At 71.9% G+C, this 20212-nt stretch carries 21 protein-coding genes; 12 read left to right on the top strand and 9 right to left on the bottom strand.

What is annotated here, in order from left to right; all coding sequences use genetic code 11:
- Positions 1-65: 65 nt before the first annotated feature.
- From OG570_RS44770 to OG570_RS44755, 4 genes are all read right to left on the bottom strand, one after another.
- Positions 66-1190, bottom strand: a complete 1125-nt coding sequence (locus tag OG570_RS44770) for a serine hydrolase domain-containing protein (protein ID WP_326954712.1) — start codon at positions 1188-1190, stop codon at positions 66-68.
- A 106-nt stretch (positions 1191-1296) separates the two neighbouring features.
- Positions 1297-2688, bottom strand: a complete 1392-nt coding sequence (gene phoA / locus OG570_RS44765) for an alkaline phosphatase (RefSeq protein WP_326954711.1) — start codon at positions 2686-2688, stop codon at positions 1297-1299.
- A gap of 156 nt (positions 2689-2844) precedes the next feature.
- The gene (locus tag OG570_RS44760) at positions 2845-3504 is read right to left on the bottom strand and encodes a response regulator transcription factor (RefSeq protein ID WP_326954710.1); all 660 of its coding nucleotides are present in this window, start codon (positions 3502-3504) and stop codon (positions 2845-2847) included.
- The gene (locus OG570_RS44755) at positions 3501-4700 is read right to left on the bottom strand and encodes a sensor histidine kinase (RefSeq protein WP_326954709.1); all 1200 of its coding nucleotides are present in this window, start codon (positions 4698-4700) and stop codon (positions 3501-3503) included. Before OG570_RS44755 ends, OG570_RS44760 begins: the two co-directional genes overlap by 4 nt.
- A gap of 121 nt (positions 4701-4821) precedes the next feature.
- On the opposite strand from OG570_RS44755, the gene rpe reads away from it, so the two are divergent.
- The 5 genes from rpe (at position 4822) to OG570_RS44730 (ending at position 8507) form a co-directional block, all read left to right on the top strand.
- Positions 4822-5493, top strand: a complete 672-nt coding sequence (gene rpe / locus OG570_RS44750; RefSeq protein ID WP_247064151.1) for a ribulose-phosphate 3-epimerase — start codon at positions 4822-4824, stop codon at positions 5491-5493.
- Positions 5494-5580: 87 nt separating this feature from the next.
- Positions 5581-6222 (top strand): riboflavin synthase, encoded by a 642-nt coding sequence (locus tag OG570_RS44745; RefSeq protein ID WP_326954708.1) that lies wholly within the window; start codon positions 5581-5583, stop codon positions 6220-6222.
- On the top strand, positions 6215-7549 hold the full coding sequence (locus tag OG570_RS44740; RefSeq protein ID WP_326954707.1) for a bifunctional 3,4-dihydroxy-2-butanone-4-phosphate synthase/GTP cyclohydrolase II: 1335 nt from the start codon (positions 6215-6217) through the stop codon (positions 7547-7549). Before OG570_RS44745 ends, OG570_RS44740 begins: the two co-directional genes overlap by 8 nt.
- Positions 7546-8052, top strand: coding sequence for a 6,7-dimethyl-8-ribityllumazine synthase (gene ribH / locus OG570_RS44735; RefSeq protein ID WP_247049162.1), 507 nt, complete (start codon positions 7546-7548; stop codon positions 8050-8052). The genes OG570_RS44740 and ribH overlap by 4 nt, the downstream gene beginning before the upstream one ends.
- Positions 8053-8111: 59 nt before the next feature.
- Positions 8112-8507, top strand: coding sequence for a PH domain-containing protein (locus OG570_RS44730; RefSeq protein WP_326960332.1), 396 nt, complete (start codon positions 8112-8114; stop codon positions 8505-8507).
- Here OG570_RS44730 and OG570_RS44725 read toward each other — a convergent pair.
- From OG570_RS44725 to OG570_RS44715, 3 genes are all read right to left on the bottom strand, one after another.
- Entirely contained in the window at positions 8504-9148 is a 645-nt protein-coding gene (locus tag OG570_RS44725; RefSeq protein ID WP_326954706.1) for a SecDF P1 head subdomain-containing protein, read from the bottom strand. The two genes, OG570_RS44730 and OG570_RS44725, sit on opposite strands and share 4 nt — an antisense overlap.
- 42 nt (positions 9149-9190) lie before the next feature.
- Entirely contained in the window at positions 9191-9970 is a 780-nt protein-coding gene (locus OG570_RS44720; protein ID WP_326954705.1) for an exodeoxyribonuclease III, read from the bottom strand.
- A 71-nt stretch (positions 9971-10041) separates the two neighbouring features.
- Positions 10042-10764: a S1 family peptidase gene (locus OG570_RS44715; protein ID WP_326954704.1), complete on the bottom strand. Its 723-nt coding sequence runs from the start codon at positions 10762-10764 to the stop codon at positions 10042-10044.
- A gap of 170 nt (positions 10765-10934) precedes the next feature.
- Here OG570_RS44715 and uvrC point away from each other — a divergent pair, with 170 nt between their 5' ends.
- The 5 genes from uvrC to OG570_RS44690 all read left to right on the top strand — a co-directional run bounded on the left by uvrC (position 10935) and on the right by OG570_RS44690 (position 17008).
- Positions 10935-12908: an excinuclease ABC subunit UvrC gene (gene uvrC, locus OG570_RS44710; protein ID WP_247049165.1), complete on the top strand. Its 1974-nt coding sequence runs from the start codon at positions 10935-10937 to the stop codon at positions 12906-12908.
- Between the two features lie 41 nt (positions 12909-12949).
- Positions 12950-13807 carry an RNase adapter RapZ gene (rapZ, locus tag OG570_RS44705; protein ID WP_247064155.1) on the top strand — a complete coding sequence of 286 codons (858 nt, stop codon included), beginning with the start codon at positions 12950-12952 and terminating at the stop codon, positions 13805-13807.
- A gap of 1 nt (position 13808) precedes the next feature.
- On the top strand, positions 13809-14801 hold the full coding sequence (locus tag OG570_RS44700) for a gluconeogenesis factor YvcK family protein (RefSeq protein ID WP_247049166.1): 993 nt from the start codon (positions 13809-13811) through the stop codon (positions 14799-14801).
- Positions 14801-15796, top strand: coding sequence for a DNA-binding protein WhiA (gene whiA, locus OG570_RS44695; RefSeq protein ID WP_247049167.1), 996 nt, complete (start codon positions 14801-14803; stop codon positions 15794-15796). The genes OG570_RS44700 and whiA overlap by 1 nt, the downstream gene beginning before the upstream one ends.
- 168 nt (positions 15797-15964) lie before the next feature.
- Complete coding sequence (locus OG570_RS44690) at positions 15965-17008, top strand: glucosyl-3-phosphoglycerate synthase (protein ID WP_326954703.1); 1044 nt, start codon at positions 15965-15967, stop codon at positions 17006-17008.
- Here the strand turns inward: OG570_RS44690 and OG570_RS44685 are convergent, their stop codons facing one another.
- Positions 17009-17884, bottom strand: coding sequence for a sterol desaturase family protein (locus OG570_RS44685; RefSeq protein WP_326954702.1), 876 nt, complete (start codon positions 17882-17884; stop codon positions 17009-17011).
- 83 nt (positions 17885-17967) lie between these two features.
- Here OG570_RS44685 and OG570_RS44680 point away from each other — a divergent pair, with 83 nt between their 5' ends.
- Positions 17968-18576, top strand: a complete 609-nt coding sequence (locus OG570_RS44680) for a TetR/AcrR family transcriptional regulator (RefSeq protein ID WP_326954701.1) — start codon at positions 17968-17970, stop codon at positions 18574-18576.
- A 2-nt stretch (positions 18577-18578) separates the two neighbouring features.
- Here the strand turns inward: OG570_RS44680 and OG570_RS44675 are convergent, their stop codons facing one another.
- The gene (locus OG570_RS44675; RefSeq protein ID WP_326954700.1) at positions 18579-19709 is read right to left on the bottom strand and encodes a hypothetical protein; all 1131 of its coding nucleotides are present in this window, start codon (positions 19707-19709) and stop codon (positions 18579-18581) included.
- A 106-nt stretch (positions 19710-19815) separates the two neighbouring features.
- Between OG570_RS44675 and OG570_RS44670 the strand changes: the two genes are divergently transcribed.
- Positions 19816-20190, top strand: coding sequence for a hypothetical protein (locus OG570_RS44670; protein WP_326954699.1), 375 nt, complete (start codon positions 19816-19818; stop codon positions 20188-20190).
- Positions 20191-20212 lie beyond the last annotated feature (22 nt).

The raw sequence follows: 20212 nt of genomic DNA, 5'->3' as shown, positions 1-20212 counted from the left end.
TGAACAGCGTGTGGGGCGCCGCCCCCGATTTCCACGCTACCGGGTGGCACCGACAGTTCCGGCTGCTACTTGCGGGCCAGCGCCACCTCGAACGCCGTCTCGGTGTTCTGCTGCACGCCGTCGGGCGCGGGGAGCTCGTTGACCGACACGGCGGCGGCCCGGCCGCCGTCGAGGGCGCCGGCCAGGGTGGCGAAGCCGAAGATTCCCCCGTCGTGGCCCCAGTACGGCGTGCCGTCCGGCAGTGTGCGGCGGATCAGGCCGAGGCCGTAGTCGGCGCCGGGTTCGGTCGGTGCCGGGACCGTGCGCCGCATCTGCGCGAGCTGCGCGGCGGGCAGCAGCCGGCCGGCCAGCAACGCGCTGAAGAACGTGTCCAGGTCCCGGCCGGACGACACGAGCCCGCCCGCGGCGCCGGCGATCGACGGGTCGAAGTCGGTGAAGTCGGCCGGAGGCCCGCCGAGCGACAGGTAGCCGCGCGGGTGCGGCGCCGGCAGGTGTTCGTCGCCGCGGCCGGGCAGCGACGTGTCGCGCAAGCCGAGCGGCCGGGCGATCCGGCGGTCGATCTCCGTGGCGAGACTGCGGCCGGCGACCTTCTCGACGAGCATCCCGGCGACGATGTAGTCGGTGTTCGAATAGGACCAGCCACGGCCGGGCGCGAACAGCGGCGGGTGCTGCAGCGCGATCGCGACCAGTTCGCCGGGCTCGGCACCGCGGTGGCGCAGGGACTCGGGGTCCGCCGTCAGCACGTCGTCGGTGTAGTTGTAGAGCCCGCTGGTGTGCTGCAACAGGTTCCGCACGGTGATCTGCCGGCCGTCGTTCCCGTTGCCGGCGACGAGGCCGGGCAGGTAACGCTCGATCGGCTCGTCGAGCTTCACTTTCCCTTCGGCGACGAGCTGCAGCACCACGGTCGCGACGAACGTCTTGGTGACGCTGCCGACGCGGAACTTCGCGTCGTGCGGGTAGGGCTTCCCCGTGGTCAGGTCGCCGGTCCCGCTGCGCGTCTCGGTGACGCGGCCGTGGTCGGTGACGACGGCTTCGGCGCCGGGCGCGCCGCCCTGGGCGGTGACGCGGTCGAGCGCCCGCTGCAGCGGATTCGTGGTGACGGCGAGCGCCGGTGCCGCGGTGGTCGCCGCGAGGAGCGCGACGAGCGTGCCGCACGCGACGATCTGCTTGCCGCGCAAGGATTTCCGCATGAAATGACTCCCTGTGTCTCGGTCTCCCCAACCTAGGGAGCACCGGCGCCAGGGGCATTGGGGCAGGCCGCCCGATGGATCCGGGGGCCTGCCCCACCATGAAGCGTCAGCGCAGGCGCAGAGCCCGCTTCAGCGTGCCGAACAGGTCGGTCTGGTTGGTCAGGCCGACGATGTTGGCCGCCTGCGGGCCGAGACCCGCGATGCGCACCTGGGTGCCGGTGTGCGACTGCGAGCCGCCCGTCTCCGCGGTGCCGTAGGCCAGGGTCATGTTCGCGCCCTCGTTGGTGACGAGCGTCGCGGTCAGGCCCGGGGTGGCCGTGGGCTCGACGATCTGGCTGCTGTGGCCGTGGTCGGCGGTCACCAGCACCAGGGTGTCGGGGTGGCTGCGGGCGTACGCCGTGCCCGCCGCGATCGCCGCGTCGAAGTCGACCGTCTCGCCGATCTGGCCGCACGGGTCGGCGGCGTGGTCCTGCTTGTCGATGCTCGCGCCCTCGACCTGCAGGAAGAAGCCCTTGTCGCTGCGACGGTCCTCGAGCAGCTCGATCGCCTTGCGGGTCTGCTCGGCCAGCTTCGGCTGGGCCTTGGGCAGGGCCGCGTTCGGGGTGCAGCGGGCCGGTGCGGTGCCGCCGTGCACGGCCGCCGGGCCGGTCCAGTTCACCGGCAGGTTGTTCTTGGCGAACAGGCCGAGGACCGGCTTGCCCTTCTTCGCCGCCGCCAGGTCGGCCGCGGTGTTGACGACGTTGTAGCCGGCCGCCTTGGCCTGCTCCAGCACCGTCTTGCCCTTGAACTTGCCGGCCGTGACCTTCTGGTCGAAGTACGTCGCGCCGCCGCCCAGCAGGACGTCGGGGCGGGTCTGTACCAGCTGCTCGGAGATCGAGCCGAGGCCGCCGTTCTCCTTGGCGTTCTTCGCGCACTTCGCGGTCGTCTCGACCGGGCCCTTGCAGTCGCGGCTGACGACGTGCGAGCCGAGCACGGCCGGGGTGGCGTCCTGGACCTCGGCGGTCGTGACGTCGCCCGTGCGCAGGCCGTTGCGCTTGGCGATCTCGAGGATCGTCGGCACGTCGTTGCCGTACGCGTCGACCGAGATCGCGCCGTTGTAGGACTTGGTGCCGGTGGCCCAGCCGGTGCCGGACGCGGCCGAGTCGGTCACGTAGTTGGGCTTGCCGGGGTTGTTCTGCTCGACGGCGTAGGTCGTGTAGTCGCCGGTCAGGGGCAGCTCGTCCATCGCGAGTCGGCCCGCGGCGCCGCGCTCGTAGTTGCGGGCGGCGGTGATCTCCGACTGGCCCATGCCGTCACCGATGAACAGGATGACGTTGCGGGCGCTGCCGCCCTGGATCGCGGAGCGGACGTCGCCGGTGCGGTCACCGGTGCCGGCCGAGCGCGCGTCGGCGGGGCCGGAGCCGGTGGCGGCCAGGGCAACGGGGGCGGCGGCGACCAGTGCGGCGCCGAGCGCGCCCGCGACCAGCCACCGGCGGCGGCCGGTGAGCAGCGAAGCCATGTTTCTCCTCTTCGGGGACTTCGGGAAGTAAAGGTCCGGATTCCGGACACGGGTTATTAGTCCGGTTGCACGTGTGCCGTGCGCGGACGCGAGGTGAGCGTCAGGTGGCGGCTGGCCGAACACCTGGCTTCCCGTGGGTGACCGGGAGCACGTCGGTTATTGACCGGCGAGGTGTCCCGGCCGGACGACGCCCGCTTCGTAGGCGATGACCACGGCCTGGCTGCGGTTGCCCGCGCCGAGCTTCCCGAAGATGTTGCCCACGTGCGTCTTCACGGTCTCGAGGCTGATCACGAGCGCGGCGGCGATGTCCTGGTTGGACAGCCCGGTGGCGATCAGCCGCAGCACCTCGGCCTCGCGCCGGGTCAGCTTCTTCGCCGCCCGCGCGTGCGCCCCGCCGGGCGCCCGCGCGCTCACCAGCCGCCGGATCGCCTCCGGGAACAGCAGCGACTCCCCGGCGGCGACGGTCCGCACGGCGTGCGCGATCTCCTCCTTGCGCGCCCGCTTCAGCAGGAACCCGCTGGCCCCGGCCAGCAGCGCCTCGTGCACGTAGTCGTCGTTGTCGAACGTCGTGACGACGAGGACTTTCGGCGGGTCGGCCAGCGCGCCGAGGACCTGCCGGGTCGCCTCGATGCCGTCGGTGCCGGGCATCCGGACGTCCATCAGCACGACGTCGGGTGTGGTCCGGCGCACCGCGGGCAGCACCTCGGCGCCGTCGGCCGCCTCGCCGACGACCGTCAGGCCCTGCTGCTCCAGCAGGGCCCGCAGGCCGGCGCGGACCAGGGGTTCGTCGTCGGCCAGCAGGACGGTCGGGCTCACGTGCCCGCCCGCAGCGGGATGGTCGCGCTCAGCCGCCACCGCTCGCCGTCCGGTCCGGCGGCCAGCTCGCCGCGCAGGGCCTCGACGCGCTCCGCGAGCCCCTCCAGCCCGTGCCGTCCCGAGCGTGCGCCTTCCCCGTCCAGCGGGTTGACGACCGCGATCTCCAAGCGGTCCGGCCCGGCCTCGACACGGACGTCCACCCGGCCCGGCCCGGCGTGCCGCAGCGCGTTGGTCAGGCCCTCCTGGACGATCCGGTAGCCCTCGCGCGACACCGTGGCGGGCAGCGCGCCGACCGGGCCGCGGACGGTCAGCCGGACGTCGAGCCCGGCGTCGCGGGCACGGACGGCCAGGACGTCCACCTCGGTCAACGTGCGCGTCGGCTCCTTCGCGGCCGGCTCCTCGCGCAGCAGGCCGAGGACGTGGTCGAGGTCTTCGAGCGCGCTGCGCGAGGCTTCTTCGATCGTGCCGAGGGCGCGTCGCACCTGAGCCGGGTCCGCCTCGACCAGGTCGGCGGCGGCCGCCGCGTGCAGGGTCGACGTCGTCAGCGTGTGCCCGATCGAGTCGTGCAGCTCGCGGGCCAGCCGGTTGCGCTGGGCGAGCACGGCGGCGCGGCGTTCGGCGAGCGCCGCGCGCTCGGCCGCGGACGGCCCCAGCAGCGCGGCCGCGCCGACGCGGAGGCCCAGGGTGGCGGCCGCGGTCAGCACCAGCGCCGCGACGACCGCCACCAGCCCGAACGGGAGCGTCCACGCCCCGAGCGGGACGTCCGACCAGAACAGCGAGATCCGGTCCTGGCCACCCGCCAGCCATACCGCCGGCACGAGCACCCCGAGCCCCAGGAAGGCCAGCACGGTGAACAGGATGCCGCTGGCCGCGGTGTGCAGCGCGAGCCACAGGCCCGAGCGCAGCCGCGCCCCGGCCCCCGGGTGCCGCTCGGGCGCCGGGACGCCGGTGCCGAGCAGGGTGTTCGCCAGGCCGACGCCGAGGCGCCGCACCGGTCCCAGCAGGCCCAGCAGCCCCATGAGCACGGCCAGGGCGAGCAGGGCGATGAGCGCCCGGAGCCGGGAATCGACGTCGAAGGACACCGCCACGGCGAGGGCGAAGGGGGCCACCGGCACCGCGATGGCGGCGCCCGCGGCGGCGTGGAGCAGGCTGCGGTAGCTGCCGATCCGCGTCAGGGACAGGAGGAATCCGGACATGCGGCGAGCGTAGGGCGGCCGGTGGCGGGGTGACCTCCCTCTCGGGAGCCAGATTCTGGTCACAACCGGTTAGCGACCGTTAGCGCGAGCCTCCTACACTCGGGATGTGGCAGACCGACCCCTGATCGCCCCCAGCATCCTCTCCGCGGACTTCGCCCGGCTCGGCGAGGAGATCGCCGCCGTGGCCGGCCCCGGCGACCACCGCGCCGACTGGGTGCACGTCGACGTCATGGACGCGCACTTCGTGCCCAACCTGACCCTGGGCCTGCCCGTGGTCAAGGCGCTGCTCAAGAGCACGGACGTGCCGATCGACTGCCACCTGATGATCGACGACCCGGACCGCTGGGCGATCGGGTACGCCGAGGCCGGCGCCTACAACGTCACGGTGCACGCCGAGGCCGCGAAGGACCCGGTCGCGCTGGCGAAGAACCTGCGCGCCGCGGGCGCGAAGGCCGGCCTGTCGATCAAGCCGGGCACCGCGCTCGAGCCGTGGCTCGACGCGCTCAAGCACTACGACACGCTGCTGGTCATGTCGGTCGAGCCGGGCTTCGGCGGGCAGTCGTTCATCGCGGACGTCCTGGAGAAGGTCCGCACCGCGCGGCGGCTGGTCGACACCGGGCACCTGAAGCTGGTCGTCGAGATCGACGGCGGGATCAACGCCGAGACCATCGAACAGGCCGCCGAAGCGGGCGTCGACTGCTTCGTCGCCGGGTCCGCCGTCTACGGCGCCGGCGACCCCGGGAAGGCCGTCGCCGCCCTGCGCGAGCAGGCCGCGCGCTTCCGAGCGGGCTGAATCCCCGCCCGAGGCGCGGGCGGAGAAGCCCTGCGAGCGCCTCGGGTGTTGGATGGAGAGGGACCCGGCTACGAGGAGGCAGCGGACGTGTTCACCGGCATAGTCGAGGAGATCGGCGAGGTCGTCGCGGTCGAGCAGGTGACGAACGCGGCGCGCCTGCGGGTGCGCGGGCCGCTGGTGACGAGCGACGCCGGGCACGGCGACTCGATCGCGGTCAGCGGCGTCTGCCTGACGGTGGTCGACGTCGCGGACGGCGAGTTCACCGTCGACGTCGTCAATGAGACGCTCCAGCGCTCCAGCCTGGCGAAGGTCGCGGTCGGCGACCGCGTCAACCTGGAGCGCGCCACCCCGGCCGGCGGCCGGCTCGGCGGGCACATCATGCAGGGCCACGTCGACGGGACGGGCGTGTTCCTCTCGCGCGACGAGAACGGCGTCACGACGTTCGCGCTGCCGGAGCACCTGGCGCGCTACGTGGTCGAGAAGGGCTCGATCGCGGTGGACGGCATTTCGCTGACCGTCGCCGCGATCACCGGCGACCGGTTCGCGGTGGCGCTGATCCCGACCACCCTGGAGGTGACCACGCTCGGCGGCCGCGAGGCCGGCGACCTGGTCAACCTGGAGGTCGACGTGGTCGCGAAGTACGTCGAAAAGCTGGCCGAGGCACACATCCGCGACCAGGTGCAGAATCGGGACGGCGGCGGCACAGAGGAGCGGAGCGGTCATGAGTGAGCCTGAGTCGAGTGCGGCAGAGCCCGAAGCGGGCTGGACCCCGTGCGGCACCGGGGCGGTGTTCGACGCCGACGCCATCGAGCGGGCGATCGCGGACATCGGAGCGGGCCGTGCGGTCGTCGTGGTCGACGACGAAGACCGCGAGAACGAGGGCGACCTCATCTTCGCGGCGGAAAAGGCGACCCCGGAGCTGCTGGCCTTCATGGTCCGCTACACCTCCGGCTACGTCTGCGTCGCGCTGACCGAGGCCGAGGCGGACCGGCTGGACCTGCCGCCGATGTACCACACGAACCAGGACGCGCGCGGCACCGCGTACAGCGTCACGGTCGACGCCGCCGACGGCATCAGCACCGGCATCTCCGCCGCCGACCGCGCGCACACCATCCGGCTGCTCGCCGACCCGGCGTCGTCCGCGAAGGACTTCCGCCGTCCCGGCCACGTCGTCCCGCTGCGCGCGAAGGAGGGCGGCGTGCTCCGCCGTCCCGGGCACACCGAGGCGTCGGTCGACCTGGCCCGGATGGCCGGGCTGAACGCGGCCGGCGTGCTCTGCGAGATCGTGTCGCAGAAGGACGAGGGCGACATGGCCCGCCGCGACGAGCTGGAGGTCTTCGCGGCCGACCACGGCCTGGCGATCATCACCATCGCCGACCTGATCGCCTACCGCCGTCGCACCGAGAAGCAGGTCGAGCGGGTCGCCGAGGCGCGCATCCCGCTGTCCGCGGGCACGTTCCGCGCGGTCGGCTACGACTCGCTGCTCGACGGCATCGAGCACGTCGCGTTCGTCTACGGCGAGATCGGCGACGGCCAGGACATCCTCGTGCGCGTCCACTCCGAGTGCCTCACCGGCGACGTCTTCGGCTCGCTGCGCTGCGACTGCGGGCCCCAGTTGGACGCGGCGCTCGCCGCCGTCGCCGCCGAAGGGCGCGGCGTGGTGCTCTACATCCGCGGCCACGAGGGCCGCGGCATCGGCCTGCTGCACAAGCTGCAGGCCTACCAGCTGCAGGACGACGGCGCCGACACCGTCGACGCCAACCTCGCGCTGGGTGTGCCCGCCGACGCCCGCGACTACGGCACCGGCGCGCAGATCCTCTGCGACCTCGGTGTCCGCACGATGCGGCTGCTGTCGAACAACCCGGCCAAGCGGATCGGCCTCGAGGGCTACGGCCTGCGCGTCACCGGTCGGGTGCCGCTGCCGATCTCGCCGAACCCGGAGAACCTGCGCTACCTGCGGACCAAGCGCGACCGGATGGGGCACGACCTGGCCCAGCTGGAGCACTACGACCAGGTCGGCGCCGGCACCGAGCACCCCGACGGAGGCACGCTGTGAGCGGCGAAGGCCGACCGGAGGTCAAGCTGGACCTCTCCGACTGCAAGTCGCTGAAGCTGGGCATCGTCACCACCAAGTGGAACGCGCCCATCGCCGACCTGCTGCTGGAGCGAGCCCTGGCCGCGGCCCGCGAGGCCGAGCTCGAAGAAGAGCCGACGGTCGTCCGCGTCGCGGGCGCGATCGAGCTGCCCGTGGTGGCGCAGGCCCTGGCCCGCAACCACGACGCCGTCGTCGCGCTCGGCGTCGTCATCCGCGGTGGCACCCCGCACTTCGAGTACGTGTGCGACGCGGTGACGGCGGGCCTGACCCGGGTGGCCCTCGACGAGAGCACCCCGGTCGGCAACGGCGTCCTCACTTGTGACACCGAGGAGCAGGCCCTGGACCGCTCGGGCCGCCCCGGTTCGAAGGAGGACAAGGGCTACGAGGCCGCGGTCGCGGCGCTCGACACGGCGCACGCGCTGCGGAGCCTGCGCCAGCCGTGGACCGAGCGGGGTTTCGTGTGAGCGTGGCTACTTCATCTTCGTCGGCGACCCTGGTCATCCGGCCGCGCCGCGCGCTGATCATGTGCAGCGTGCTGGCGGTGGCGCTGCTGGCGGTGTTCATCGTGGTGGCGATCCTGCTGCGCAACGGCAACACCGGAGTGCACTTCCAGCGTTCCGACCAGGCGGCGATGGTGGGCATCGGCATCCTGCTCGCGGCGGGCGTGATGCTGTTCGCGATCGCCCGCGTCCGGGCCGACGCCGAGGGCATCGAAGTCCGCAACGTCCTGATGACGCGACGTTTCGCGTGGACCGAGGTGCTGTCGGTGAGCTTCCCGGACGGCGCGTCGTGGGCGCGGCTGGAGCTGCCGGAGGACGAGTACCACGCGGTGATGGCGGTCCAGTCGGTGGACCGCGCCCGAGCCGTGGAAGCGGTGCGCGCACTGCGAAAGCTGCACCGCACCGCCACCGGCGGCTAGCGACCGGAGAGTTGGCTGGCCAGTTCTTGGGCGCGCTGTTCGGTGAACTTGCCGGTGATCTGGGTGTTGCCGTCGAGGACCGCGACTCGGATGTTCGGCGCCCAGATGACCTGGCTGTTCACGACGATCGCGACCTGCTGGTTGACGTTCTTGCTCGTGAAATCGGCCCAGATCTTCGTACCCTCGGACTTGAACTCGAGATACACGATCCACTGTCCGCGCTGCGTGTCGTAGCCGGACGTCGCGTCGGCCACCTCGCTTCCGGGAAGGAACTCCGGCTCGAGCAGGTAGGCCGTGTCATCGGTCTGCCCGCACGTGACCAGCGGCAAGGTCCGGTCGTCGTGTCCGGCCAGCGGATCCGCCCTGCCCGGCATGCAGTCGATCGCCCGCACGGCTGCCGTCTGTTCGGCCACGCCGGTGCTCTGCCGGGCAGCCTGCGAAGGAGGCGGCCCGGTTCCGGCGCCGCCGACCCGCGAAGCGTTGGCCACGACTTCGCGGAACTCCAGCGATGCCGGGCCGCGGACGCCCGCGGCTGAGGACGACTTCACCGGCGCGGGCACCGCCTGTCCGCTGACGACGGCGTCACATCCCGCCGACAACGTCACCAGGGCTACCGCCGAGAGCACCACCGCGAAGCGCATGAGTCCCGAGTCGGCGGGACGGACTCCGCTGTTACGCGATTCTCAGAGGGTCAGGTCCACCACGATGGGTGCGTGGTCCGACGGGAGCTTGCCCTTGCGGGCGTCGCGGTCCACATAGGAGTCCGTGACCGCTCCCGTGAACGCTTCGTTCCCGTACACCAGGTCGATCCGCATGCCCTTGTTGTTCGGGAAGTTGCCCCCGCGGTAGTCCCAGTACGTGAACGGGTGGTCGTACTTCAGCGGCCTCGGGAAGACGTCCGTCAGGCCCAGCTTCCGCAGCCGCGCCAGGGCCTCGCGCTCCGGGGGCGTCACGTGTGTCGACTCCGCGAAGAGCGTGATGTCCCAGACGTCGGCGTCCGTCGGGGCGACGTTGAAGTCGCCCAGCACCGCGAACGGCCCTTCGGACGACAGCTCCGACGCCGCCAGCGATCGCAGGGACTTCAGCCACTCCAGTTTGTACGCGTAGTGCGGGTTGTCCGGCTCGCGCCCGTTGGGCACGTACACCGACCACACCCGCACGCCGCCACACGTCGCGCCGATCGCGCGCGCCTCGGCGGCGCCGTCGAAGGATGGTTCGTCCGGCAGCCCGCGCACCACGTCGGACAACCCGACCCGCGAGACGATCCCGACGCCGTTCCACTGGCCCAGCCCGTACGCGGCCACCTCGTACCCGAGCGCCTCGACCTCGGCGGCCGGGAACTTCTCCGTCGTGTTCTTCAGCTCCTGCAGGCACAGCACGTCCGGCGCGGTCTTCTCCAGGAAGTCCAGGACGCGCGGCAGCCGCGGGAGGATGGAGTTCACGTTCCAGGTGGCGATCCGCATGCCGCGAGCATCCCATACGGCACCGACAAGAAAGGGGCGGCACGAGCGGCCGCCCCTTTCGAGGAGGAACCTCAGACGCCGGCCGTCGTCCGGATCCAGGACCGGCTCGACGCCACGCTCGCGTAGTTGTTCGTGCCGCGTGTGTTGGTCCCGCTCTGGTTCTGCACCGTCGAGGCGACGCCGACCTGGACGCCGTTCGAGACCTCGGGGCCGCCCGAGTCGCCCTTCCAGGCCGAGCCGTTGATGCCGACGCTCTGGATCGCGCGGCCGCCGTAGGCGTCCGACGACCGGCCGGTCACCTGGACGTTCGCCACCTTCAGCGCCGACGCCGGCGGGCCGGTCGGCGTGGTGCGGCCCCAGCCGTAGAGCTGGTTGGTGCTGCCGGTCGACGGGTCGGCGCTGCCCAGCGAGATCGGGCCGGCGCTGGTCGCCGAGGCCAGGTGCAGCAGCGCGATGTCGCCGTTCGGGGACTCGTACTTGCGGTCGACGGCGATCTGCGTGCCGGCGAAGAGCGTGTTGGTGCCGACCTTGACGTGCATGCCCGAGCCGTCTTCGTCGAGGCAGTGCACCGCGGTCATCACCCAGCGCGAGGCGATGACCGTGCCGGAGCAGTTGAAGCCCTGGAAGTCACGCCCGGGCGTGTTGACGTACACCTGGGCACCCCAGGAGACCGTCGGGGCGGTGCCGCCGCCGACGATGTTCGGCTGGACGCCGGCCGAGGCGACGGCGCCGCCCGCGAGGGTCAGCGCGACGGCCGCCGCTGAGGCGGCACCAAGGACACGGAGAAAGCTCACGGCGGTGATCCTTTCGGATGGGACCCGATCCTGCTGGGTCGGAAAGTAACCACCGCGTCACCCGGAGGGACACCTACCGAAGTCGGAACCGGGCGAAAACCCGACTTACGGCGGATCGGACACCGGGGGGCCACCGAGAACTGTCGGTGGCGACCCATACTCTTGGGGGCGTGGCTGACCCGACCACCTACCGTCCCTCGCCGGGGAGCATCCCGGATGCCCCCGGCGTGTACAAGTTCCGCGACGCGACCAGGCGGGTCATCTACGTCGGCAAGGCGAAAAGCCTGCGCAGCAGACTGAACTCCTACTTCGCCGACCTCTCGGGCCTGCACCCGCGCACCCGGCAGATGGTGACCACGGCCGCGAGCGTCGAGTGGACCGTCGTCACCACCGAGGTCGAGGCGCTCCAGCTCGAGTACAACTGGATCAAGGAGTTCGACCCGCGGTTCAACGTCCGCTACCGCGACGACAAGAGCTACCCGGTCCTGGCGGTCACGCTCAACGAGGAGTTCCCGCGCCTGTTCGTCTACCGCGGCGCGCGCAAGAAGGGCGTCCGGTACTTCGGGCCGTACTCGCACGCGTGGGCCATCCGCGAGACGCTCGACCTGCTGCTGCGGGTGTTCCCGGCGCGCACCTGCTCGGCCGGGGTGTTCCGGCGCCACGGCCAGATCGGCCGCCCCTGCCTGCTCGGTTACATCGAGAAGTGCTCGGCGCCGTGCGTCGGGCGGGTCTCGGCCGATGAGCACCGCGACATCGTCGAGGATTTCTGCGACTTCCTCGCGGGCAAGACCGACGGCATGATCAAGCGCCTCGAAGCCGAGATGGCGGCCGCGTCCGGAGAGCTCGAGTTCGAGCGCGCGGCCCGGCTGCGCGACGACCTCGGCGCGCTGCGCCGCGCCATGGAGAAGCAGGCCGTGGTGTTCGGCGACGGCACGGATGCCGACGTCGTGGCGTTCGCCCACGACGACCTCGAGGCCGCCGTCCAGGTCTTCCACGTGCGCGGCGGCCGGGTCCGCGGCCAGCGCGGCTGGGTCATCGACAAGGCCGAGGAGATGGACGTCCCGGCGCTGGTCGACCACTTCATCACGCAGTTCTACGGCGAGCAGGCCGAGCTCGAGGCCGGCGACAACGTCGACGCCGGGCCGGCGGTCCCGCGCGAGGTCCTGGTCCCGGAGCTGCCCGCGGACGCCGACGCGCTGGCGGAGTGGCTGACCGGGCTGCGCGGCTCGCGGGTGCAGGTGCGGGTGCCGCAGCGCGGCGACAAGAAGGCCCTCGCCGAGACCGTGCAGCGCAACGCGGGGGAGGCGTTCACCCAGCACAAGCTGCGGCGCGCGGGCGACCTCACGGCGCGCTCGGCGGCGCTCACCGAGCTGCAGGACTTCCTGGCCCTCGACACCGCGCCGCTGCGCATCGAGTGCATCGACATCAGCCACATCCAGGGCAGTGACGTCGTGGCGTCGCTCGTCGTCTTCGAAGACGGGCTGGCGCGCAAGTCCGAGTACCGGCGCTTCGCGTTGCGCGAGGCGGCCGAAGAGGGCGACGTCGCGTCGATCGCCGAGGTCGTCCGGCGGCGGTTCAACCGCTACCTCAAGGAAACGGCTGAAGGCGCCGACGTCCCGATCGACTCGTCGAAGCCGGGCCTCGACCCGGAGACCGGCCGGCCGCGCAAGTTCGCCTACCCGCCGAACCTGCTGGTCGTCGACGGCGCGGGCCCGCAGGCCACGGCGGCCGCGGACGTCCTGGCCGAACTGGGCATCACCGACATTTCCGTGGTGGGACTGGCGAAGCGGCTCGAAGAGGTGTGGCTGCCCGCCGACCCCGATCCGGTGATCCTGCCGCGGACGTCGGAAGGGCTGTTCCTGCTGCAGCGGCTCCGTGACGAGGCGCATCGCTTCGCCATCACCTACCACCGCGAGAAGCGCTCCAAGCGGCTGCAGGCGTCCGAATTGGACAGTGTGCCCGGGCTGGGGCAGGCTCGCCGCACCGCGCTGATCAAGCACTTCGGCTCGGTCAAGAAGCTCAAGCAGGCCCGGATCGAAGAGATCGAGGCGGTGCCCGGCTTCGGCAGGCGCACCGCGGAGGCCGTGGTCGCCGCGCTGGCCGGGGAGTCCGGCGTGGGCCAGGGCACGAAGACAGGGGAGTAGGAAAGACAGTGAGTGCGCAAGAAGATGTCCGCGGCTCCGGCATGGAGGTCGCGGTCGTGTCCGGGCTGTCGGGGGCGGGCCGCAGCACCGCGGCCAAGTGCCTGGAGGACCTGGGCTGGTTCGTCGTCGACAACCTGCCCCCGGAGCTGATCGCCACGATGGTCGAGCTGGGCGCCCAGGCGCGCGGCGCGATCACCAAGGTGGCCGTGGTGATGGACGTGCGCTCGCGCGCCTTCACCGACGACCTCGCCTCGGTGATCAAGGACCTGGACGCGCGGGGGTACAAGCCGCGCGTGCTGTTCCTGGAGGCGACCGACGCCGTGCTGGTGCGGCGCTTCGAGGCCGTCCGGCGCGGCCACCCGATGCAGGGTGACGGCCGGCTCGCCGACGGCATCACGGCCGAGCGCGTGCTGCTGGAGCCGCTGCGCGAAGAGGCCGACCTGGTGCTCGACACGTCGTCGCTGTCGGTGCACGACCTGCGCGCCAAGATCGAGGACGCCTTCGGCTCCGAGGCGAGCACGCAGACCCGCGTCACCGTGCTGTCGTTCGGGTACAAGTACGGCCTGCCGATGGACGCGGACCTGGTGATGGACGTCCGGTTCCTGCCGAACCCGTTCTGGATCCCGGAGCTGCGCGAGCACACGGGCCTCGACGGCGAGGTCCGCAACTACGTGCTCTCGCAGGAAGGCGCCGAGGAGTTCCTCGACCGCTACCACCAGCTGCTGCGGCTCATCGGCGCCGGCTACAAGCGCGAGGGCAAGCGGTACCTGACCCTCGCCGTCGGCTGCACCGGCGGCAAGCACCGCAGTGTGGCCCTGTCGGTCGAGCTCGCCCAGCGTCTGTCCAAAGAGGACGGAATGGCCGTGAAGGTGGTGCACCGCGACCTTGGTCGTGAATAACGTGCGGGCGGTCGCCCTCGGGGGCGGCCACGGACTGCACGCCACGTTGTCCGCGGTGCGGCGGGTGACCCCCGACGTCACCGCGATCGTCACCGTGGCCGACGACGGCGGTTCGTCCGGCCGGCTGCGGCGCGAGCTCGGGCTGCTGCCGCCGGGCGACCTCCGGCAGGCGTTCGCCGCCTTCGCCGCGGAAGACGGCGGCACGCTCTGGGCCGAGGTGTTCCAGCACCGCTTCGGCGGCGACGGCGCGCTGGCCGGGCACGCGGTGGGGAATCTCCTGCTGGCCGGGTTGTTCGAGGTGCTCGGCGACCCGGTGGCGGCGCTCGACGAGGCGTGCCGCCTGATCGGCGTCTCCGGCCGGGTGCTGCCGATGTCGCCGGAGCCGCTGGAGATCGTAGGGGAGGTCAGCGGGCTCGACAGCGAGGACCCGGCGGCGCTGCGCACGATCCGCGGTCAGGTCGCGGTGGCCTCGACGCCGGGGCAGGTGCAGCGCGTGAGCCTGCACACGCCGGGCCGGTCCGGGCGGCCGCCGCAGGCGTGCGCCGAAGCGGTGGACGCGGTGCTGGCGGCCGACGTCGTGTTCCTCGGTCCCGGCTCCTGGTTCACGAGCGTGCTACCGCACCTGCTCGTACCGGGCCTGCACGACGCGCTCGTCAAGACCACCGCGACGAAGGTGCTCGTGCTCAACCTTGTCCCCCAGCCGGGGGAAACCGCGGGGTTCTCCCCGGAGCGGCACCTGGACGTCCTGTCCGAGCACGCGCCCGATCTGCGGGTGGACGCGGTGATCGCGGACCGCGATTCGGTCCCCGACCCGGCGAATCTCCGGCGCGCGGCCGAGCGGCTCGGCGGCCGGGCGCACCTGGGGGCGGTGGCCGACCCGGAAGTGGCGGGACGGCATGATCCTGATGCGCTCGCGAGGTGTATGCGGGAGGCTCTCGGTCTCGGCAGGGGCGGGGAGCACGGGGGAGGAGCACAAGGCAGGGAGGGGCAGTAATGGCGATGACCGCCGCGGTGAAGGACGAACTGAGCCGGCTGGAGATCACGAAGATCGGGCCGCGCCGGGCGGAGGTCGCGTCGCTGCTTCGCTTCGCCGGCGGGCTGCACATCGTGGCCGGCCGGGTGGTCGTCGAAGCGGAGCTGGACACGGGCTCGGTCGCGCGACGGCTGCGCAAGGAGATCCACGAGCTCTACGGCCACCATTCCGACGTCCACGTCATCACCGCCAGCGGCGGGCTGCGCAAGGGCACCCGGTACGTGGTGCGCGTGGTCAAGGACGGCGAGGGGCTGGCCCGGCAGACCGGGCTGATCGACCAGCGCGGCCGGCCGGTGCGCGGGCTGCCCGCGGCCGTGGTGTCCGGCGGCGTGGCGGACGCCGAAGCGGCGTGGCGCGGAGCGTTCCTCGCCCACGGTTCCCTGACGGAGCCGGGCCGTTCGTCGTCACTGGAAGTGACGTGCCCCGGCCCGGAGGCGGCGCTGGCTTTGGTGGGTGCCGCGCGCCGGATGGGCATCCAGGCGAAGTCGCGCGAGGTCCGCGGCGCCGACCGCGTCGTGGTCCGCGACGGTGACGCGATCGGCGCGCTGCTGACGCGCCTCGGCGCGCACACGAGCGTGCTGCAGTGGGAGGAACGCCGCATGCGCCGCGAGGTGCGGGCGACGGCGAACCGGCTGGCCAACTTCGACGACGCGAACCTCCGCCGGTCGGCCCGCGCGGCCGTCGCGGCGGCGGCCCGGGTCGAGCGCGCCCTGGAGATCCTCGGCGACACGGCCCCGGACCACCTGCTGGCGGCGGGCAAGCTCCGGCTGTCCAACCGGCAGGCGTCCCTGGAGGAGCTGGGCCAGCTGTCGGACCCGCAGATGACGAAGGACGCGGTCGCCGGCCGCATCCGCCGTCTGCTGGCGATGGCGGACAAGCGGGCGAAGGACCTGAGCATCCCGGACACCGAGTCCGCGGTCACCCCGGAGATGCTCGAGGAAGAGGAAGACGCCTGACCCGGCCCCGCCGTGCTGGTCAGGCCGTTTTCCGTCCGCGCGGTTAACGGGATCGGTGCCGCGGCGCCGAACTCGTAACACCGCGGTAGCACGGGGGAGTGGTCGCCGAAACGCGCCGCGTCGAACCTCGGTCGGGAGGGAGTACGCCGAACGAGGGAAGGGGAACGCATGCGCACGAGCCGGAACAGCAATGACCGCGCGCAGCTGCAGGTGTCGCCGGAGGTCGGCACCTGGCTCGCCCGGCGCAGCAGCAGGGCCGACGACTGGACGGCGGACCAGCTGGTCGAGGCCAAACGCGGCACGACCGTCTCGGTGGTCATCCCCGCGCGCAACGAGGAAGCGACGGTCGGCGCGATCGTCACCGCCATCCGCGAGGAACTCTGCGAACACCACCGGCTCGTCGACGAGATCCTGGTCGTCGACAGCCACTCGACCGACGCCACCGCCGAGGTGGCCGCGGCGGCCGGCGCGCGGGTCGTCGCGCAGGACGCCGTGTTCCCGGCCCTCGACGGGCTGCAGGGCAAGGGTGAGGCTCTGTGGAAGGGCGTCGCCGCGACGACCGGAGACCTCGTGGTCTTCGTCGACGGCGATCTCTACGACTTCACCACCGACTACGTCACGGGCCTGCTGGGCCCGCTGCTCACCGACCCGTCGGTGGCCTACGTCAAGGGCTTCTACCACCGCCCGCTCAACGGCGCGGCGGGCAGCGAGCCGGAAGGCGGCGGCCGGGTCACCGAGCTCGTCGCGCGGCCGCTGATCAACATGTTCTGGCCCGAGCTGTCCGGCTTCGTCCAGCCCCTCGCGGGCGAGTACGCGGGCCGGCGCGAGGTGCTGGAGAGCATCCCGTTCGTCGTGAACTACGGCGTCGAGATCGGCCACCTGATCGACCTGCTCGAACTGCGCGGGCTCGACTCGCTGGCCCAGGTCGACCTCGGCCACCGGGTGCACCGCCACCAGAGCACTCAGGCGCTGGGCCGCATGTCGGGCCAGATCATGCAGACGCTGTTCGACCGCCTGGAGCGCTACGGCAGGCTGGTGACGGCCATCCCGCCGGCCACGATGCTGGCCCAGTTCCAGCGAGGCGCATCCGCCGGCGGCGTCGAGCGGGAACTGGTGCTGACGGACCTGACGTCCCCGCAGCGCCCGCCACTGGCGAGCCTGCCGGTGACGCTGCGCCCGGAGAACGAGCTGGACCTGCAGGACACCGCTTAGTCACTCGGCGGTCGCGAGCGCGCGGGTTTCGACGGGCTGCCAACCGGGCGGTCCGAACACGAAACCCGCGCGCTCGCGCCACGTCCGGGCTCGGCGCAGGTCGCGCAGGATCGAGCCGTACTCGTGGAAGCCGACCTTCAGCAGGTTGTACGTGGTGATGTTCTTCGTCAGCCCGTACGTCGGGCGCTTGCCCTCCGGGACGAAACTGCGGAACAGCCGGTCCCACACGATGAAGATGCCGCCGTAGTTGGCGTCGAGGTATTCGGCGTCGCTGCCGTGGTGGACGCGGTGGTGTGACGGCGTGTTGAAGACGTACTCGAACCAGCGTGGCAGCTTGCCGATCTTCTCGGTGTGCACGAAGAACTGGTAGACGAGGTCGATCGACAGGCCGGTCAGGATCAGCCACGGCGGGATGCCGCACAACGCCAGCACCGACCAGAACGGCAGCTGGAAGTACGGCGTCCACTTCTGGCGCAGCGCCGTCGAGAAGTTGTAGTGCTCGCTCGAGTGGTGCACCTGGTGCCCGGCCCACAGCAGCCGGACGCGGTGGCTCGCCCGGTGGTAGGCGTAGAACACCAGCTCCTGGCCGAGCAGCATGAGCACCCACGTCCACCAGTCGCGCGGGTCGAACTTCACCGGTGCCAGCTCGAACAGCGCCGCGAAGACGACCAGCATCACCAGCCGGAACAGCGCGTTGACGCCGACCGAGACGGTACCCATCAGCATGCTCGTGCGGGTGTCGGCGGGGCTGTAGCCGAGCACGTTGTCGTCGTGGCCGAGCACGTGCACGGCGACGATCTCGATCGTCACGAACAGCAGGAACACCGGAATCGCGAACAGCACGGGGTCGCGCAGGTGCGCCAGGAACTCGGCCACGTCGCCTCCTAAGATCCGGCTCTGATATCTGACCTGACGGTAACTTACCCTCGGGTCACTTTACGCACGGTAGGGTCTCGGACGTGACGGAGTCAAGACCGGTCGGGACCAAGGGGATGCCCCGCGGGGAGCGCGAGGCGCAGCTCGTCGTCGCTGGTACCGAGGAGTTCGGCCGGGCCGGGTACGCGGGCGCGTCGATGGTCGAGATCGCGCGCCGGGTCGGCGTCACGAAACCGTTGCTGTACCAGTACTTCGGCTCGAAGGACGGCCTGTACCTCGCCTGCCTGCACCGCGCGGGCGACCGGCTGACCGAGGGCGTCGCGACGACCATGGCGGCCGGCGGCGAGCCCGACGGGATGCCGCTGAAGGTGCTCTCGGCGATCTTCGCGACGTTCGACCACGACCGCTACGCGTGGCGCCTCCTGCGCGACGCGACGGTGCCGGCCAGCGGCGACATCGCCACGGCGGCCGCCGACTACCGGCGCCGCCTGGACGCCTTCGCGGTGGTGGGCGCGACGCAGCTCATGACGTCGCGCGGGCTGGCCGACCCGGTCGACATCGAGGCCGTCGCCCAGGTCTGGACCGGCGTGGTCGACTCGCTGATCAGCTGGTGGATCGACCGCCCGGACGAGGACGCGACCGCGATGACCGACCGCTGCGCGCGGATCATGGACCGCCTGTTCGGCTGGTGACGTCAGCCGCCGAGCCCGGGGAACGCGGCGCGTGCCGCCGCGAAGAGGGCCGTGTGATCACCTCCGTGAGTCACCAAGGCTGCCGACAGGACCTGACCCAGCGCCTCCAGCGGGTCCGCCTTCACCGCGGCGAACAGCGCCGGGAACGCCATCGCCTGCTGCAACGCGTTGTCGTGCCGCCCATCCGGCGTGCGGACCAGCGTGTGCGGCACCGCCGGATCGCTCAGCAGGCGGTCCCACGCGGCCGTCCAGTCGTCGAACGGCGGTGGCAGTGCGCGGCCCTCGTCGAGCGCGCGCAACCCCTCGGCGATCCAGGCGACTCGGTCCAACCCGGCCAGTTCGTAGGCGTGGTGGGCCAGCCAGTGGGTGAGCGCGCGTTGCGTCCCCGGCGCGGCGCCGGTCGCGTCCGCGATGAACCCGCGGTCCTGTTTGGCCAGTTCACGCAGCGTGTACGGCAGGTTCAGAATGCGTTCGGACGGCAGTGAACCACCCCACTCCCGCCGCAGCCGCTCGTGCTCGGCCGCCGCGCGAGCCGCCGCCGCCAGTCGCTCGCGCTCTTCCCGGCGACGGGCCTGGGCCGCGGCGTGTTCCTCGGGAGCCGGCTGCTCCCGGGCGAACCCGTGCCAATACCCGGCGATCGCGCTGCCTTGCCGGACAACGATGTCAGGCCCCGGTGGCGCGGGCCAAAACTGGAGCAGGTAGCGGTCCAGCGCGGGTTCGCCGTCGAGCCGGGTGTCGCGGTCGCGGCCCGCGTCCATCCGGGACCCGCTGTAGCGCACGCGGTAGTCGCCCGGTGACAGTTCGAGGTCCCACGCGTTCTCGCCGCCCCAGGTGACGAGCCGGGTCGCGCCGCCGGCGTGGAACGACGCCTCGACGACGTCTTCCCAGCCGGAGCCGGGCGGCAGGGGTGGCACGGGTGGTCCGGTGTCGTGGACTTCGGCGGTGAAGCCGACGTTTCCGGTGTGCAGGCCGGTGATCAGGAACAACGTGCCCGGGAAGGCGGCGCCGCACAACCCGTTGCGCTGCCCGGCGAAACACGCCGTCAGGTCGCCTTCGAACGGATCACCTCCTTCGCTGTGCACGTAGATCTGTCCATAGTGGACATGGGCTTCGCCGTCGACCACGGTGCGCATGAGGCCCACCTTTGCAGAAGGGACCGACAGTTTTCGCCGTCGCGACGTAGCGAAACGAGGCTCCCGCGCGACTCAAAGGGATAGGTGTCCCGTCGAGAGGTGTCGAATGTCCGACTTGCCCGAAACCATCCCCGTCGCGGATCGGCGGCTGGCCCGGCGGTTCACGGATGACCTGCTCGACGGCTGCCGGGTCCTCGCCACCGACTACGGCTATCGGCCGCTCCAGTTCGAACGAATGGTCCGCGAGCACGGCGGCGTCGAGGCCGCGCGTCGCCTGCTGCGCGGGGCCGGGACCGCCGGCGGGTTCGCCTTGCTCTGGGAGAAGAATCAGCTCGCCCGCAGCTCCGAGGCGACGATGCTCCGGCCGGAGTACGAAGCGCTGTTCACCGCCGACGAACGCCTGCTCGCCCGGCGCCGGCTGGAGGAACACGGCTTCGACGTGGACGCCCACCTCGTGCAGGTCGCTGCCGAGCCGGTGTGAAGCGCGGCTGAGGTGACCGGCG

Source organism: Amycolatopsis sp. NBC_01286, from assembly GCF_035982555.1.
Lineage (GTDB): Bacteria > Actinomycetota > Actinomycetes > Mycobacteriales > Pseudonocardiaceae > Amycolatopsis.
The sequence above is the reverse complement of the archived record's forward strand: the minus strand, read 5'-3'. Positions and strand labels throughout refer to the sequence as shown.

Coding starts and splice junctions, on each gene's coding strand:
- OG570_RS44770 (WP_326954712.1), bottom strand. CDS start 1,190: ATGCGGAAATCCTTGCGCGGCAAGCAGATCGTCGCGTGCGGCACGCTC.
- phoA (WP_326954711.1), bottom strand. CDS start 2,688: ATGGCTTCGCTGCTCACCGGCCGCCGCCGGTGGCTGGTCGCGGGCGCG.
- OG570_RS44755 (WP_326954709.1), bottom strand. CDS start 4,700: ATGTCCGGATTCCTCCTGTCCCTGACGCGGATCGGCAGCTACCGCAGC.
- OG570_RS44740 (WP_326954707.1), top strand. CDS start 6,215: ATGAGTGAGCCTGAGTCGAGTGCGGCAGAGCCCGAAGCGGGCTGGACC.
- OG570_RS44730 (WP_326960332.1), top strand. CDS start 8,112: ATGTGCAGCGTGCTGGCGGTGGCGCTGCTGGCGGTGTTCATCGTGGTG.
- OG570_RS44725 (WP_326954706.1), bottom strand. CDS start 9,148: ATGCGCTTCGCGGTGGTGCTCTCGGCGGTAGCCCTGGTGACGTTGTCG.
- OG570_RS44720 (WP_326954705.1), bottom strand. CDS start 9,970: ATGCGGATCGCCACCTGGAACGTGAACTCCATCCTCCCGCGGCTGCCG.
- rapZ (WP_247064155.1), top strand. CDS start 12,950: ATGGAGGTCGCGGTCGTGTCCGGGCTGTCGGGGGCGGGCCGCAGCACC.
- whiA (WP_247049167.1), top strand. CDS start 14,801: ATGGCGATGACCGCCGCGGTGAAGGACGAACTGAGCCGGCTGGAGATC.
- OG570_RS44690 (WP_326954703.1), top strand. CDS start 15,965: ATGCGCACGAGCCGGAACAGCAATGACCGCGCGCAGCTGCAGGTGTCG.
- OG570_RS44675 (WP_326954700.1), bottom strand. CDS start 19,709: ATGCGCACCGTGGTCGACGGCGAAGCCCATGTCCACTATGGACAGATC.
- OG570_RS44670 (WP_326954699.1), top strand. CDS start 19,816: ATGTCCGACTTGCCCGAAACCATCCCCGTCGCGGATCGGCGGCTGGCC.